At 70.9% G+C, this 15997-nt stretch carries 10 protein-coding genes and 1 pseudogene; 4 read left to right on the top strand and 7 right to left on the bottom strand.

Annotated features, from left to right (window positions below):
• The 4 genes from OG975_RS34035 to OG975_RS34020 all read right to left on the bottom strand — a co-directional run bounded on the left by OG975_RS34035 (window position 1) and on the right by OG975_RS34020 (window position 5995).
• Entirely contained in the window at window positions 1–2457 is a 2457-nt protein-coding gene (locus tag OG975_RS34035; protein ID WP_406333124.1) for a [protein-PII] uridylyltransferase, read from the bottom strand.
• A 41-nt stretch (window positions 2458–2498) separates the two neighbouring features.
• Window positions 2499–2837 (bottom strand): P-II family nitrogen regulator, encoded by a 339-nt coding sequence (locus OG975_RS34030; protein ID WP_054235369.1) that lies wholly within the window; start codon window positions 2835–2837, stop codon window positions 2499–2501.
• A complete protein-coding gene (locus tag OG975_RS34025) occupies window positions 2834–4174 on the bottom strand; it encodes an ammonium transporter (protein WP_327432021.1) in 1341 nt (446 codons plus the stop codon). Before OG975_RS34025 ends, OG975_RS34030 begins: the two co-directional genes overlap by 4 nt.
• Window positions 4175–4510: 336 nt before the next feature.
• The gene (locus OG975_RS34020) at window positions 4511–5995 is read right to left on the bottom strand and encodes a hypothetical protein (RefSeq protein ID WP_406333122.1); all 1485 of its coding nucleotides are present in this window, start codon (window positions 5993–5995) and stop codon (window positions 4511–4513) included.
• Window positions 5996–6443: 448 nt separating this feature from the next.
• Here OG975_RS34020 and OG975_RS34015 point away from each other — a divergent pair, with 448 nt between their 5' ends.
• Entirely contained in the window at window positions 6444–7106 is a 663-nt protein-coding gene (locus OG975_RS34015) for a bifunctional DNA primase/polymerase (RefSeq protein WP_406333120.1), read from the top strand.
• Between the two features lie 124 nt (window positions 7107–7230).
• Here the strand turns inward: OG975_RS34015 and ftsY are convergent, their stop codons facing one another.
• Window positions 7231–8442: a signal recognition particle-docking protein FtsY gene (ftsY, locus tag OG975_RS34010; protein WP_406333118.1), complete on the bottom strand. Its 1212-nt coding sequence runs from the start codon at window positions 8440–8442 to the stop codon at window positions 7231–7233.
• A gap of 341 nt (window positions 8443–8783) precedes the next feature.
• Here ftsY and OG975_RS34005 point away from each other — a divergent pair.
• From OG975_RS34005 to OG975_RS33995, 3 genes and pseudogenes are all read left to right on the top strand, one after another.
• A pseudogene (locus tag OG975_RS34005) lies at window positions 8784–9007 on the top strand (cytosine permease); the annotation flags it as partial.
• On the top strand, window positions 8999–9130 hold the full coding sequence (locus tag OG975_RS34000) for a hypothetical protein (RefSeq protein ID WP_406336798.1): 132 nt from the start codon (window positions 8999–9001) through the stop codon (window positions 9128–9130). The pseudogene OG975_RS34005 and the gene OG975_RS34000, both read left to right, overlap by 9 nt.
• Before the next feature lie 47 nt (window positions 9131–9177).
• A complete protein-coding gene (locus OG975_RS33995) occupies window positions 9178–10167 on the top strand; it encodes an LLM class flavin-dependent oxidoreductase (RefSeq protein WP_406333116.1) in 990 nt (329 codons plus the stop codon).
• A 103-nt stretch (window positions 10168–10270) separates the two neighbouring features.
• Here OG975_RS33995 and OG975_RS33990 read toward each other — a convergent pair whose 3' ends face one another.
• Both OG975_RS33990 and OG975_RS33985 read right to left on the bottom strand, forming a co-directional pair.
• Window positions 10271–11689 carry a sugar porter family MFS transporter gene (locus OG975_RS33990; RefSeq protein WP_406333115.1) on the bottom strand — a complete coding sequence of 473 codons (1419 nt, stop codon included), beginning with the start codon at window positions 11687–11689 and terminating at the stop codon, window positions 10271–10273.
• A 253-nt stretch (window positions 11690–11942) separates the two neighbouring features.
• Entirely contained in the window at window positions 11943–15803 is a 3861-nt protein-coding gene (locus OG975_RS33985) for an AAA family ATPase (protein ID WP_406333113.1), read from the bottom strand.
• Window positions 15804–15997: the final 194 nt, after the last annotated feature.

Here is a 15997-nt window from a genome sequence, read left to right as displayed (position 1 = left end):
TCACGCCCTCAGCGTCTCCTCCAGCGCACGCGCCACGGAGGCCGCCTCCTCCCCCGGCAGGGGCGCACCCTTCGTGCCCGTCACGTAGAAGGCGTCCACGGCGTTCGCGCCGAGCGTGGAGACGTGCATGCTGCGCACCCGGACGTTCGCGTCCTCCAGGGCCCGCCCGATGCGGTGCAGCAGGCCGGGGGCGTCGTGGGCGCGGACCTCGATGACCGTGGCGTGGCGGGAGGCGGCCGAGGCGACCGTCACACGCGGCGGCGGCGCGATCGTCCCGCGGCGGCGCGGGTAGGCGGCGTCCCGTTCGGCGAGACGGGCCGTGATGTCGAGCGAGCCGTCGAGGGCGCGGACCAGGTCGGCGCGCAGCCGGGCGGCCTGCGGCAGGGAACCGTACTCGGCGGCGACCCGCCAGTTGAGCAGCAGCACCGATCCTTCGACGCCGTCGGGCAGGTCGAGCGCGCGCAGCTCGGCGGTGCGGACGGTCAGCCGGTGCATCGCGAGGACGCCCGCGACCGCGGGGAGCACGCCGGGCTGGTCGGGCACGGCGATGAGGAGCTCGACGCCCAGCGGCTCGGGGTCGTCCGACGTGGGGCCGGCGTCGGCGTCGACCGATTCGGTCTGGGCGCGCAGCGCCAGTACGGGTCCGCCGGTCCGGAACGCCTCGATCGCGAGCCGCTCCTGCTCGGCCGTGGGCGCCGCGTCCTCGGGCTCTTCGGGGGCGTCCCCGGCGAGCACGGCCGAGACCCGTTTGACCAGGTCGGCGACGAGGGAGCCGCGCCAGGAGGACCAGGCGGCGGGCCCGGTGGCCAGCGCGTCCGCTTCGGTCAGCGCGTGCAGCAGTTCGAGGGTGCCCTGCGAGCCGACGGCCTCGGCGACCGAGCGGACGGTGGCCGGGTCCTCCAGGTCGCGCCGGGTCGCCGTGTCGATGAGCAGCAGATGGTGGCGTACGAGGGTGGCGAGCACCGCCACGTCCGCGCGGTCGAAGCCGATCCGGGCGGCCACGTCCCGCGCGATGATCTCGCCGGCGACGGAGTGGTCGCCGGGCCAGCCCTTGCCGATGTCGTGCAGCAGGGAGGCGATGAGGAGGAGGTCGGGGCGGCCGACACGGCGGGTCAGTTCGGAGGCGCGGACGGCCGTCTCGATGAGGTGGCGGTCGACGGTCCAGATGTGCACGGCGTTGCGCTGCGGGCGGCAGCGCACCCGCTCCCAGTCGGGAAGCAGCCGGGTGATCAGGCCCTCGGCCTCCAGCGCCTCCCAGACCTCGATGGTCGGGCGGCCCGAGCCCAGGAGCGTGACGAGCTGCTCGCGCGCCTCGGCGGGCCAGGGCGTGGGCAGGGGGCGCGCGGCCGCGGCCATGCGCCGTACGGCGTGCAGGGACAGCGGGAGCCCCGCCTGTGCCGCTGCGGCTGCGGCACGGAGGGGGAGTACGTGATCGCGCTCGGGGCGCGCGGCGCGTGCGAGCACTACCTCGCCGTCCATCTCGACCACGCCCTCGGCGAGCGGTGAGCGCTCCGCGGCGGGCTTGGCGCCGCCGCCCAGCATGGCGCGCAGGCGCGGACGCACGGCGCGCGAACGCAACACGCGCCCCACCTCGCGCCACGTCACATCACTGGCGTACGAGACGACGCGTGCTGCCTCGTACACCTGGCGCAGCAGCGTGTCGGCGTCCAGCAGACCCAGTTCCGCGGAGACCTGGTCCTGCTCCTGGAGCGAGAGACGGTCGGTGGCTCGTCCGGTGGTGAGATGCAGCGCGTCACGGACGTCCAGAAGACGTCGCCGCGCGTCGGCGAGGCCCTCGCGGGGCGCGTCCGCGAGCCAGGAGGCGGCGACGGCGCGCAGGGCGGTGGCGTCGCGCAACCCGCCGCGCGCCTCCTTCAGGTCCGGCTCGAGGAGGTACTGCAGCTCGCCCTGGCGCTCGGCGCGCTCGGCGCACAGCTCCTGGAGTTCGGGGAGACGTTTCGGCGCCTGGTTGCGCCAGTCGGCGAGGACGGCCGTACGCAATCCGGCGGTGAGGCCGAGGTCGCCCGCGAGGTGCCGGGCGTCCAGCAGGCCGAGCTGCACCTTGAGGTCCTCGCCCGCGGTCTTGCGGGCCTCGGTGGGCGTACGGACGGAGTGGTCGAGGGCCAGGCCAAGGTCCCAGACGGGGTACCAGATGCGGTCGGCGAGGGCCGCGACCGCGCCGGAGTCGCTGCCGTCGTGCAGGAGCAGCAGGTCGAGGTCGCTGCGCGGGGAGAGTTCACCGCGGCCGTAGCCGCCGACGGCGACGAGGGAGACGCCGCGCAGCCCTTCGGAGCCGGCCGTGAACAGGCCGGTCAGCCAGTCGTCGGTCAGTTCGGCGAGGGCAGCACGGCGCGGCGGCCCGGACCGCGCCCCCTCTTGGAGGAGGCGCAGCCGGGCCGCCGCGTAGCCGCTGGGTCCCGAGTCCTCTGCTTCCGTACGCATGTCCGTACTCGTCACCCAGCGACTCCTGTCTTTCTTCTTCTTTTGAGCGGGTCCGGTTAGAGCGCGTCCGGGCCGCGCTCGCCGGTCCGGACCCGGACAGCCGTCTCGACCGGGATGGACCACACCTTGCCGTCACCGATCTTGCCGGTGCGGGCCGCCTTCACCACGACGTCGATCAGCTGTTCGGCGTCGTCGTCCTCGGCCAGCACCTCGATGCGGATCTTGGGGACCAGGTCGACCGTGTACTCAGCCCCACGGTAGACCTCGGTGTGTCCCCGCTGCCGACCGTAGCCGCTGGCCTCGGTGACCGTCAGACCGTGTACCCCGAAGGCCTGCAGGGCCTCCTTGATCTCGTCGAGCCGGTGGGGCTTCACGACGGCGGTGATGAGCTTCATGCGTCCACCTTCTTCGTCTCAGCGTCCGCGAGGGCCGGGCCGGCGCTGCGGGCCGCGCCGCCGCCGGCGCCGCTGAAGTCGTATGCGGTCTCGGCGTGCTCCGCCTGGTCGATGCCCGCGATCTCCTCGTCCTCGGTGACCCGCATACCGATCGTCTTGTCGATCAGGAAGGCGAGGATCGCGGAGGCGACGAGGGAGTAGGCGAGGACGGCGAAGACACCGGCGCACTGCTTCCACAGCTGGTCGAACGAGTGGTCGCCGTAGAAGACGCCCGTCGCGGTCGACTGGCCCTTGCCGCTGGCGAAGAAGCCGATGAGCAGGGAGCCGATGACACCGCCGACGAGGTGGACGCCGACGACGTCGAGGGAGTCGTCGTAGCCGAACTTGTACTTCAGGCCGACGGCCATGGCGCACACGACACCGGCGATGACACCGACGGCGATCGCGCCGAGCGGGGAGACCGCACCACCGGACGGGGTGATGGCGACCAGACCGGCGACCGCGCCAGAGGCGGCGCCCAGGGTGGTGAACGCGCCGTGGCGGATCTTCTCGTAGGCGAGCCAGGCGAGCATCGCAGCGGCGGTGGCGATCTGCGTGTTGACGAACATCAGCGCGCCGACACCGTCGTCGTTGCCGAGCCACGAGCCGGCGTTGAAGCCGAACCAGCCGAACCACAGCAGACCGCAGCCGAGCATGACCAGCGGGAGGCTGTGCGGGCGCATCGGGTCCTTCTTGAAACCGACGCGCTTACCGATGACGAGGATCACACCGAGCGCCGCGGCACCCGCGTTGATGTGGACCGCCGTACCACCCGCGAAGTCGATCACGCCGAGGTCGAAGGCCCAGCCGCCGGTGCCCCAGACCCAGTGGGCGACCGGGAAGTAGACGACCGTGGCCCACAGCGCGATGAACAGCGACCACGCCGTGAACTTCACGCGGTCCGCGAGGGCGCCGCTTATCAGTGCGGGCGTGATGATGGCGAACATCAGCTGGAAGACCATGAAGACGAAGACCGGGATGGTGTACCCGGGCCACAGCTCGGTCAGACCGATGTTGCTGAGGCCGACCCAGTCCGACGTCCAGCCGATGATCGAGCCGTGGTCGGTGCCGAAGGCGAGGGAGAAGCCGTACAGCACCCACAGGATGGTGATGATCCCCATGCTGATGAAGCTCATCATCAGCATGTTGAGAGTGCTCTTGACGCGGACCATGCCTCCGTAGAAGAAGGCGAGACCGGGCGTCATGATGAGCACCAGGGCGGAACAGATGAGCATGAACCCTGTGTTGGCGGCAGACAGCTTGGGTGCCTCTGCGGCAAGGGTGATGGCTGGTGCCATCGGCGTCTCCTCGTCGTTGGTACGGCCCCGTGCGGGCGAAGCCTGAGTGGGCGTGAGGGGTGGGCCGGTTATGCGCCATGAGATTGGCGCAGCGCGGTTTCCGTCGAAGCCCCTCGATGTTTCGCCGCAGTGACGAAGGCGCCTTGCGTGTTACGCGTCCATGAACTGCCTGATACCGGGCCGGGCGATCGTTATCGTGGCGCAACCTTCTTCGAAGGCAATGAAACCGGCCACGGTCGGTCGTCCGATGACCTGGCATGGGGGAGCCGAGTCGGGCAGTTCGGGACGGCCGGCCGTGGCCGGGGTACTGGGCGGGGGCCGCTTGAGCAGCCGGGGTCAGACCGCTTCGGCGGTCTCGGGCAGGTCGACCAGGAGCTGGTCGGTGAGGTCGATGACCTCGGCGAGGTCACCGAAGTCGCGGGCCGCCGTGTCGACCGTCTTTCGGATACGAGTGTTCACGCGCTCGGAGCGCACCTTCTTGGCGATCGTCATCGCCTCCTTGGCCAGGACCGCACTCCGCTCGGGCTCGCGCTGGAGGAGGTGCACGGTGGCCATGCCGATGAGGTTGAGTGCGTACGAACGCTGGTGTTCCGTGTCCTTGCCGAAGAGGTCTACGGCCTCCTGCATCAGGGGCTCGGCCATGGAGGCGTATGTGGGGCTCCGGCCGGCGACATAGGCCAGGTCGCGGTAGGAGTGTGAGTTCTCGCCGTACAGCTCGGCCCTCGAGAAGAAGCGGATCCAGTCGGGGTCCGGGTCGTCCCACTCGTGTACGTCGGCGAAGGTGTCCTCGGCCATCCGGACGGCTCGCTTGCACTTTCCGGGCTGGCCCATGTTGGCGTAGGCGCGGGCCTCCATCGCATACAGCATCGACTGGGTGCGCGGGCTCGCGCAGTCGCGGCTTCCGTACTGCGCGAGGTGGATGAGTTCCAGGGCGTCGTCGGGGCGCCCGAGGTGGATCATCTGGCGGCTCATGCTGGACAGGACGTACGAGCCGAGCGGCTTGTCGCCCGCTTCCTTGGCGGCGTGCAGGGCGAGCACGAAGTACTTCTGCGCGGTGGGCTGGAGTCCCACGTCGTAGCTCATCCAGCCCGCGAGCTCGGCCAGCTCGGCGGCGACCTTGAAGAGGCGTTTGTTGGTCGCGGCGGGCTGCGGCTCCTGGAGCAGGTCCGTCACTTCGTGCAGTTGCCCGACGACCGCCTTGCGGCGCAGACCGCCGCCGCACTGGGCGTCCCACTGCCGGAACATCACCGTGGTGGACTCCAGGAGGTCCAGCTCGGGCTTGGAGAGCCGGCCGGGCCGGCGCGCGGCGGCCGGGGACTCGGGCTCCTCATGGGGCGCCGGGGGCGACGGCACGAGCCAGCGCTGCATGGGCTCGATGAGGGACGGGCCCGCGGAGAGGGCCAAAGACGTACCGAGGAAGCCGCGGCGCGCCAGCATCAGGTCGCTGCGCGAGTACTCGCTGATCAGCGCCACGGTCTGCGGGCCCGTCCAGGGCAGGTCGACGCCGGACACGGACGGTGACTGGTGGGCGGCGCGCAGGCCGAGATCCTCGACGGCGACGACACAGCCGAACCGCTCGGAGAACAGCTCGGACAGGATCCGCGGGATCGGCTCGCGCGGGTTCTCCCCGTCCAGCCAGCGGCGCACCCGCGAGGTGTCCGTGGAGATGTGGTTGGCCCCCAACTGGCGGGCCCGGCGGTTCACTTGCCGTGCGAGCTCGCCCTTCGACCAGCCGCTGCGCACGAACCACGAGCCGAGCAGCTCATTGGGGCGCTTGTCCGTGCTAGTCGCGGTCGTCCCGCTTCCGCCGTTGCCGCCCACTGGAACGCCCCCATCCCTGAGACCACTTGCACGCTGCGTGCGCCCAAGCCCTATCAGAATGCCGGTAAATACGGCCTCGCGTCCGGCAGTTCTCACCCTTCGAACGGGAAGCCGACTTGCCCTTGGCATACCCACGAGTGCACACGTCCCCAGGACTCGTGTACTCAAAGTAATCCTACGATCACCCGTCCAGCCATGGCGATTGCGGAAACGCCACCATTCGCCACCCCTTCGAATGAACTCCGGGTCGCCTGCGCGCGATTCACTTGACACATGTCGGCCGGGAGTGGGCGGAGCGATGTGCGCCGGGGCGCGCGCAGCCGAGCGCACCACCCGGGGCACCACAAAGCGCCGTCTGGACGGCGCGGCACGGGGAAGTGGGGACACAGAGGGTCACGTTCCGCTTTCCTTACGTAACCACTGGTGCATCGGACCCGTTGGAGGGGGCATGGGCTTCACGATCGGCAGCAGTCGGGGGATGCGCGAAATCCGGCCCGGCTCGCGGCGCCGCGGCCGCTCCTCGGAGTGCACTGCCGTGGCCGAGTTCACCGGGCTGTGGGGCTGGGACGTGGTCCCGGGCGCCCGGGCCGCCGCCGGGGCGTGCTCGTGCGGCAAGGCCGGCTGCCCCACTCCGGGCGCGCATCCGCTGGAGTTCGCTCCGGCGATCCCGGCCGGCGCCACGCTCGACGACGTGACCGAGGCCTGGTCCGAGTTCCCGGGCGCCGCCGTGATGCTGCCGGTCGGCCGCGCCTTCGACGTGATCGAGGTCGCCGAGCCCGCCGGGCGCCGCGCGCTCGTCCGCCTCGAACGGATGGGGCTCCCCCTCGGACCGGTCACGGCCACACCGGACGGCCGCGCCCACTTCTTCGTCGCCCCCGGCTCCGCGGCCGAGCTCCCCGAGCTGCTCTACCGCATGGGCTGGGACGACGCGTCCCTCGACCTGCACGGCCTGGGCCCCGGTACGTGTGTCACGGCCCCGCCCTCCGACCGGGGCGGCCTCGGCCCGGTCCGCTGGCTGCGCTCCCCCGCGCTGGACTCGGCGACGAAGCCGCCGCAGGCACGGCTGCTGCTGGGCACGCTGGCGTACGTGGCGCATCGGTCACGGGCGTAACCCGCACCGCGACGGGCCCGCATGACGAAGCGCCCGCTCCCAACTGCACCTTGGGGGCGGGCGCTTCTTCGGCCACCTACGAATTTTCGCAGGTGAGCACCTACTGTCTGTCTCTAGTGGGTGCTCACTCGCCGATAAGGGCGTCAACGAACGCCTCCGGCTCGAACGGCGCCAGATCGTCCGCGCCCTCGCCCAGACCCACCAGCTTGACCGGCACGCCCAGCTCGCGCTGCACGGCGATGACGATGCCGCCCTTGGCGGTGCCGTCGAGCTTGGTCAGCACGATGCCGGTGATGTCGACGACCTCGGCGAAGACGCGCGCCTGGACCAGGCCGTTCTGGCCGGTGGTCGCGTCGAGCACGAGCAGGATCTCGTCCAGCGGCGCGTGCTTCTCGACGACGCGCTTGACCTTGCCGAGCTCGTCCATGAGGCCGGTCTTGGTGTGGAGCCGGCCCGCGGTGTCGATGAGGACGACGTCGGCGCCCTCCTCGATGCCCTCCTTGACCGCGTCGAAGGCGATCGAGGCGGGGTCACCGCCCTCGGGGCCGCGCACGGTGCGGGCGCCCACGCGGTCGCCCCAGGTCTGCAGCTGGTCGGCGGCGGCGGCGCGGAAGGTGTCGGCGGCACCGAGCACCACGTTCTTGCCGTCGGCGACGAGCACGCGCGCGAGCTTGCCGGTGGTGGTGGTCTTGCCGGTGCCGTTGACGCCGACGACCATCACGATGCCGGGAGTGTCGAGGGGCGAGTCGGTGTTGACCGCGCGGTCGAACTCGGGGACGAGGAGCTGGAGCAGCTCTTCGCGCAGCAGCCCGCGCAGTTCGTCGGGCGTCCGCGTGCCGAGCACCTTCACGCGCTCGCGCAGCCGCTCGACCAGCTCCTGAGTGGGCTGCACGCCCACGTCGGCGGTGAGGAGGGTGTCCTCGATCTCCTCCCAGGTGTCCTCGTCGAGGTGCTCGCGCGAGAGCAGCGTGAGCAGCCCCTTGCCGAGCGCGTTCTGTGAGCGGGAGAGACGGGCGCGCAGGCGTACGAGGCGCCCGGCGGTCGGCTCCGGGATCTCGATCGCGGGAGCCTCGACAACAGGCTCGGGTTCCTCGACGGCGACCGGCGCAGCCGCCGATCCCTCGGGGAGATCCACCTCCTCGATCGTGCGGCGCGGTTCGTCGCGCGGCGTCTCGGCCTCGTCGCCGACGTGCGGCTCGGCCGGAGGGGCGGTGATGTCGGGGGCGACCGGGGGCGGCGGGGGCAGCTGCTTCCGCTTGCGACTGCCGACGACGAGCCCGCCGAGCGCGCCGATCACGACCACGGCGATGACTACAGCAAGGATGACGGTTTCCATAACAACCCCAGTATGGCGTGACCTCCCGCTCGACCGTTCGTTGTCCGCGGATGGCCGCATGTCCTACGGGCCGGGCCGGCCCACCGCCCGACCTCGCGCCGGCCGGGAAGCCCCTAAGGGGCGGAGTCACAACGCGTCCAGTATGCGAAGGGCCGCGTCGGGTGCGCGCAGCGTACCCAGGGCGTGTCACGGCCCATACCGTGGACCGCGACACGCCCTCGCCGCCAACATCAACGTGCCGCTGACCATGGGCGCGGCCCTGGCCGTCTCCTAAGGGCTGGGCGACGATCAACGCGGTGACCGGCCCCTACGCGCTGCTCACCGTCCTCAGCACCCTCTTCGGTATCAGCTGGGTGCCCTCGTCGCCGGACTTCACGCGCTACCTCCCGCGTACGGCGTCGTCCGCGGCGATCGTACGCAACTCCGTCGGCGGCGCCGGCATCGTCGTACTCCCCATGGTCCTGATGGGCGCCGTCATGGCGGTCTCCACGCCGGACCTGGCCTCGGCCGCCGACCCGGTCTCCTTCTCGGCGAGATCCTGCCGCTGTGGATCGCGGTGCCGTACGGCCTCGGCCGGGTGGCGACGATCGTGGTCTTCTTCCTGCTGTACGCCGTTCTGCCGAAGCCCGCGGTGGTCGCACCCGAGCGGCCCGAGCGCGCCAAGGAGTCCGCCGCTATGGCTGTCTGACGTACCGTCAGCTACCGTCCCCCTCCACACACGAAGGGGGGCTTCCCATGCCCGTAACCGTCGTACGCTTCAACCTCGTTGACCCCGACGCCACCCCCGCGTCGCTGAGTGCCCGCTACAAGGCGGCCGTTGAGATGGCCGCGTACGCCGACGACCGCTCCCTCACCACCGTGCAGACCGAGGAGCACCACGGCGTCGCCAACAACTGGCTGCCCTCGCCGTTCGCGTTCGCGGGCGCGGTCTTCGGGGCGACCCGGCACATCGCGGTCACCGTCTCGGCGGTCATCGGCCCGCTGCACGATCCGCTGCGTCTCGCCGAGGACATCGCCGTACTCGATCTGCTCAGCGGCGGACGGCTGGTGACGGTGGCGGGAATCGGCTACCGGCCCGAGGAGTACGCCCTCTTCGACGTCGACTGGAAGCGGCGCGGCAGGCTCCAGGACGAGCTTCTGGAGACGGTGCTGAAGGCGTGGACCGGCGAGGAGTTCACCTACCGGGGCCGTACGGTCCGGGTCACGCCGCGCCCGTTCTCGGACCCGCACCCCCTGCTGCTGGTCGGCGGTTCGTCCAAGGCCGCGGCCCGGCGCGCCGCCCGGCTCGGGCTGCCGTTCTTTCCGAGCGCGCACCTCCCGGAGCTGGAGGCGTACTACAAGGAGCGGCTCATCGAGTACGGCACCGAGGGCTGGACCATGATGCCCGCCGCCGACACCCCGCTGCTGCACATCGCCGAGGACCCGGACCGGGCGTGGGCCGAGTACGGCAAGCACTTCCTGCACGAGGCACGGACGTACGCCTCCTGGCAGTCGGGTGACATCCGCTCGGCGGTGAAGTCGGCGGCCACGACGGTCGAGGAGCTGCGCGCCGAGGGCGTCTACCGGATCCTCACGCCCGACGCGTGCGTGGCGCAGGGCCTGGACAACTACGTGCTGCATCCGCTGTCCGGCGGGATGCCGGTCGACGAGGGCTGGCGCAGCCTGCACCTGTTCTGCGAAAACGTACTGCCCCGGCTCAACGACCCCGAGAATCTCGGAGGCTGAGCCGGGGCGGTACGTCTCTTACGAGTACGAGGAGAGGGGCAGCGGGGACTTGGCCCTTCTCCCCGCGTTTCGGGGAGCCTTGTCTGCGGGCTCCGGAGCGGGACTAGCCCATCTCCTCCAGGGCCTTGCCCTTGGTCTCCTTCACGAACTTGATCACGAAGGGGATGGAGAGCGCGGCGAAGATCGTGTAGATCACGTAGGTCGCGGAGAGGTTCCAGTCGGCCAGCGACGGGAAGCTCGCGGTGATGGCCCAGTTGGCGATCCACTGCGCGGAGGCGGCGACGCCCAGCGCGGCGGCGCGGATGTGGTTCGGGAACATCTCGCCGAGGAAGACCCAGACCACGACGCCCCAGGAGAGGGCGAAGAAGAGGACGAACACGTGGGCGGCGATCAGGGCGACCCAGCCCTGGGTCGCCGGCAGCTTGCCGTCCACCAGGTCGAAGGAGAAGGCCCAGGCCTCGAGGCCGAGACCGATGACCATGCCGACGGAGCCGATGAGCGCGAGCGGCTTACGGCCGATCCGGTCCACGAAGATCATGGCGATCACGGTGCCGATGATGTTGATGATCGACGTGGTGAACGAGTACAGGAACGAGTCCGTCGGGTCGACGCCGACCGACTGCCACAGCGTCGAGGAGTAGTAGAACGCGACATTGATGCCGACGAACTGCTGGAAGACCGAGAGGCCGATACCGACCCAGACGATCGGCTTGAAGAAGAAGCTGCCGCCGAGCAGGTCCTTGAAGGTCGACTTGTGCTCGCTCTTCATGGCGTGCTCGATCTCGACGACGCGGGCGTCCAGATCGATCTTCTCGCCCTCGACCTCCTTGAGCACCTCACGGGCGCGCTCGTCCTTGCCCACGGAGATCAGGAAGCGCGGCGACTCGGGGATCGCGAAGGAGAGCAGACCGTAGAGGACGGCCGGGACGACCATGACACCGAGCATGACCTGCCAGGCTTCGAGGCCCATGACGTCGCCGCGCTGGTCGCCGCCGGCTGCGTTCAGGATGCCCCAGTTGACCAGCTGCGAGATGGCGATGCCGACGACGATCGCGGCCTGCTGGAAGGAGCCGAGACGACCGCGGTAGGCGGCCGGGGAGACCTCGGCGATGTAGGCGGGGCCGATGACGGAGGCCATGCCGATGGCGAAACCGCCGACGATGCGCCAGAAGGCGAGGTCCCACAGCGCGAAGGGCAGCGCGGAACCGACGGCGCTGATCGTGAACAGGACGGCGGAGATCTGCATGCAGCGGATGCGGCCGATGCGGTCGGCTATGCGGCCCGCGGTCGCGGCGCCGATGGCGCAGCCGATCAGCGCGATGGCGATGACCTGCGCCAGCGCCGCCGAGCCGATGTCGTAACGGCTGCGGATCGCTTCGACGGCGCCATTGATCACGGCACTGTCGTAACCGAAGAGGAAGCCGCCCATCGCGGCCGCCGCCGCGATGAAGATGACATGCCCGAGATGTTCGGGGTGAGCCGTCCTGGCTCCTGACTGGGGTGCCTGCGCGGTGCTGGTCACGTGTAACTCCTCGGGCCACCGGCCTCGCTGCCGGGGGTGTGGGGGGCAAGCCCTTCAGTACTGGTTCAAGTGGCGCACACCAACGCGCCGCCCACCACCTGAAGGTAAAAGCAACGTTGCAGAGACTATGCCTTCAAGTTTCGAAGTCAACAGTTCACTTGCTATGAATTTTGGGCACAGGGGTGCCAGTCATGTGTTCATTACTTGAACTCAACGAGAAGCCCAGGTCATGACCGGTGTGGGCTACACGTATCTAGCGGAGCCGCTGACTGATGACCTTCGACACACCGTCGCCCTGCATGGAGACGCCGTACAACGCGTCGGCGACCTCCATCGTGCGCTTCTGGTGCGTGATCACGATCAGCTGCGAGGCCTCCTGGAGCTCCTGCATGATCCGGATCAGCCGCTGCAGGTTGGTGTCGTCCAGCGCCGCCTCGACCTCGTCCATCACATAGAACGGGCTGGGCCGCGCCTTGAAGATGGACACAAGGAGCGCGACGGCGGTGAGGGACCTCTCCCCGCCGGAGAGCAGGGACAGGCGCTTGACCTTCTTGCCCGGAGGCCGGGCCTCGACGTCCACACCCGTGGTGAGCATGTTGTCGGGATCGGTCAGGATCAGCCGCCCCTCCCCGCCCGGGAACAGCCGGCTGAAGACCCCCTCGAACTGCCGGGCCGTGTCCCGGTACGCCTCGGTGAAGACCTGTTCGACGCGCTCGTCGACCTCCTTCACCACCTGAAGCAGGTCGGCGCGCGTCTTCTTGAGGTCCTCCAGCTGCTCGCTGAGGAACTTGTGGCGCTCCTCCAGCGCGGCGAACTCCTCCAGCGCGAGCGGGTTGACCTTGCCGAGCTGCTGATACGCCCGTTCGGCTGACTTGAGCCGCTTCTCCTGCTCGGCGCGGTGGAACGGCCGGGGCTGGTTGCGCGGGTGCTCCGGGTCCTCGGGCAGTTCCTCGCCCTCGGCGGGGAGCGACGGCGGCACGAGCTGGTCGGGACCGTAGTCCGCGACGAGCCCCGCCGGTTCGACACCGAGCTCCTCCAGCGCCTTCGACTCCAGCTGCTCGATGCGCATCCGCTTCTCGGCACCGAGTACCTCGCCGCGGTGCACCGAGTCCGTGAGCTTGTCGAGCTCCGCCTTGAGGTCGCGGCCTTCGTTGCGGGCGGCGACGAGGTCCTGCTCCCTGCGGGCCTTGGCGCTGTCGGCGGCGGCCCGCTCCTCCTCGGCCCGGCTCAGCGAGACCTCGACATGCGCGAGCAACTGGCGTGCGCCGGAGGCGACGGCCTCGGCGACCGCCGCTTCGTGCCGCAGCCGGGCCCGCCGTTGCTCGGCACGCGCGCGTGCCTCACGTTCCGCCCGTGCGGCCCGGTCGAGCCCGTCGGCCCGCCCGGCGAGTCCCTTGACCCGCTCCTCGTGCGTACGCACCTGGAGCCGGGCCTCCATCTCGGTCTGCCGAGCGTTGGCGCCGTCGGCGGCGAGCCGGTCGCGCACGGAGGTGTCGGGCTCCTCCTCGACGGGCATCTCCTCGGCCACGGCGAGTCGCTCGGCCAGCTCCTCGGCCTCCTCGACGGCCCGGTCGAGCGCCTCCTGCGCCCGCGCGGCGGCGGCCGTGCTCCGCTCGGCCTCCCCGGCAGCCCCCCGCGCCTGCCCGGCCAGCCGCCCGAGCTGCTGCGCCACGGACGACTTCTCCCGCTCGGCGGCCCGCCGCCGCTCACCCAACTCCTCGACGAGCGCGGCACGTTCCCCGCGCAGTTCGGTGGCGAGGTGCTGGGCCTCGGTCAACTCCTCACACCGTACGGCGAGCTCTTCGAGCTCGGCCGCCGCCTCGTCCACGGACGCCTGCACTTCGAGCAGACTGGGCGCCCCGGCCGACCCACCGTGCGCGAAGTGCGCGCCGAGCAGGTCTCCCTCGGCGGTGACTGCGGTGAGTTCGGGCCGCGCGTAGACGAGATCCTCGGCGTCTTCGAGGGTGCCCACGACGACGATGCCGCGCAGCAGTCGCCGCACGGCGGGCATGAGCTCGGCGGGGCCTCGAACCAGGTCGGCGGCGTGCGGGGGACCGTCGTGGCGGGCTTGACGGGGTACGGCGCTGGTGGGGGCGTGCGTCTCTCCGCGTGCGCCCGGGCGTGCGTCGCCGGTGGGAGCTTGCGTTTCCACGTCTGCGTCTGCGCGTACGTCGTTGGAGGGGGCGTGCGCATCCTCACCCACGCCCGCGCGTACGTCACCGGGGGCGCCGTACGGGTCCGCTCCCGGGCCCGCGTGCGCGTTCCCCGAGGGGGCGTTCGTTTCCGCGCCCGCGCCCGCGCCCGCGCCCGCACGCACGTCGCTGGAGGGGGCGTGCGCATCCCTTCCAGCGCCGTCCGCCCTGCCAGGGCGCGCTTCCTGGTCCCGTTCCTCCGGCGCGCCCGCCAACAACAGCGCCGCCCGTCCCGCGTCCTGCTTGCGCAGCAGGCGGATGGCGTCGGCCGCCGAGGCGGGGGTGGTGACCGCGATGGCGTCGGCAGCCGCACCGAAGGCGGCGGCCAGGGCGACCTCGAAGCCGGGGGTGACGGAGAGCAGTTCGGCCGCGGGACCCAACAGCCCCGACAGCCGGTCCTTCGCGCCCAGCAGCGCTCCCGTGCCGTCCTTACGGCGCAGCCCGAGGGCGAGGGCCTCGTGGCGGGCCTGGGTGGCGGCGCGTCTGCGTTCCGCCGCCGTGGCCGCCTCGCGGGCCGCCGTCAGGGCGGACTCGGCGTCGGACAGCGCCCGCTTGGCCGCCTCGTGCTGCTCGGTCAGCTCCGCGTCGCCCGCGTCGAGGCCGTCGACCTCGGCCTTCAGCTGCTCGTACTCCTCCTGGGCCGCGACCGCCCGCTCCTGTGCCTCGTCACGGGCGGAGGCGAGCCGGTCGATCTCGGCCTGCGCGGAGGCGGCGCGCGAACGGGCGGCGTTGACCTGGCCGTTGAGGCGGGCGAGGCCCTCGCGGCGGTCCGCGATGGCGCGGGCCACGTCCTTGAGGCGGCGCTCCTCGACAGCGAGCTCCCGCTCCAGTTCGGCGCGGTGCGCGACGGTGTCCTCAAGGGCGTGCTCGGCCGCCTCCAGTGCCGCTTCGAGCTCGGCCTCCTGCTCCCGGATCCGCGCGGCCTCGCGCTCCATGTCCTCGGGCTCACGTCCGCGCCGTTCCTCGGCGGGCACAGAGGTGGCGCTCTTCACGCGCGCGTCGGCCAGCGAGATCGTGCCGCGCACCCGCTCGGCGAGCTGCGAGAGCTCGTACCAAGTCTGCTGGGCGCGCTGGAGGCGCGGCGTGAGCTGCCGCACCTCGTCCTCCAGGAGAGCCTCCCTCTGGAGCGCCTTCTTCAGCTCGGCCTCGGCGGCTTCCTTGCGTTCCTTCAACGCGGCCTCGTCGGCGATCTCGGACTGGAGCGCCCCCCGAAGCCGTACGAGATCGTCGGCGAGCAGGCGCAGACGCGCGTCGCGCAGGTCGGCCTGGATGACGGCGGCGCGGCGGGCGACGGCGGCCTGCCGGCCCAGCGGCTTGAGCTGGCGGCGCAATTCGTCGGTGAGGTCCTGGACGCGGGCCAGGTTCGCCTGCATCGCGTCCAGCTTCCGCAGCGCCTTCTCCTTGCGCTTGCGGTGCTTGAGGACGCCCGCGGCCTCCTCGATGAACGCGCGGCGGCCCATCGGGTCGGCGTGCAGGACGGAGTCGAGCTGGCCCTGGCCGACGATGACGTGCATCTCGCGGCCGATGCCCGAGTCGGACAGCAGCTCCTGGATGTCGAGGAGGCGGCAGGTGTCACCGTTGATCTGGTATTCGCTGCCGCCGTTGCGGAACATGATCCGCGTGATGGTGACCTCGGCGTACTCGATGGGCAGCGCCCCGTCGGAGTTGTCGATGGTCAGCGACACCTCGGCCCGGCCGAGCGGCGGCCGCCCGGTGGTGCCGGCAAAGATGACGTCCTCCATCTTGCCGCCGCGCAGCGACTTGGCCCCCTGCTCGCCCATGACCCAGCTCAGGGCGTCCACGACATTGGACTTGCCCGAGCCATTGGGGCCCACAACACAGGTGATGCCCGGCTCGAACCGCAGCGTGGTCGCCGAGGCGAACGATTTGAACCCGCGCAGGGTCAGGGCCTTGAGGTGCACGCCGCCGGACTCTACCTTTCGTGCCGGTCTCACTCCATGAACGCGCGGTTTCACCCATGAACGTGCAGGGCACACCAGACGTTAAAGAGAGTGGAACAGTGCGCGGGGGAAAGAAAGAAGGGACGCCGAGGAGGCGTCCCTTGCAAATCTGACAACTTAGCGGTTGATACGGGCAGCCCAACCACTGCTGTCGT

Source organism: Streptomyces sp. NBC_00203 (assembly GCF_045206325.1).
In the GTDB taxonomy this organism is placed as follows: Bacteria; Actinomycetota; Actinomycetes; order Streptomycetales; family Streptomycetaceae; genus Streptomyces; species Streptomyces lutosisoli.
The sequence above is the reverse complement of the archived record's forward strand: the minus strand, read 5'-3'. Positions and strand labels throughout refer to the sequence as shown.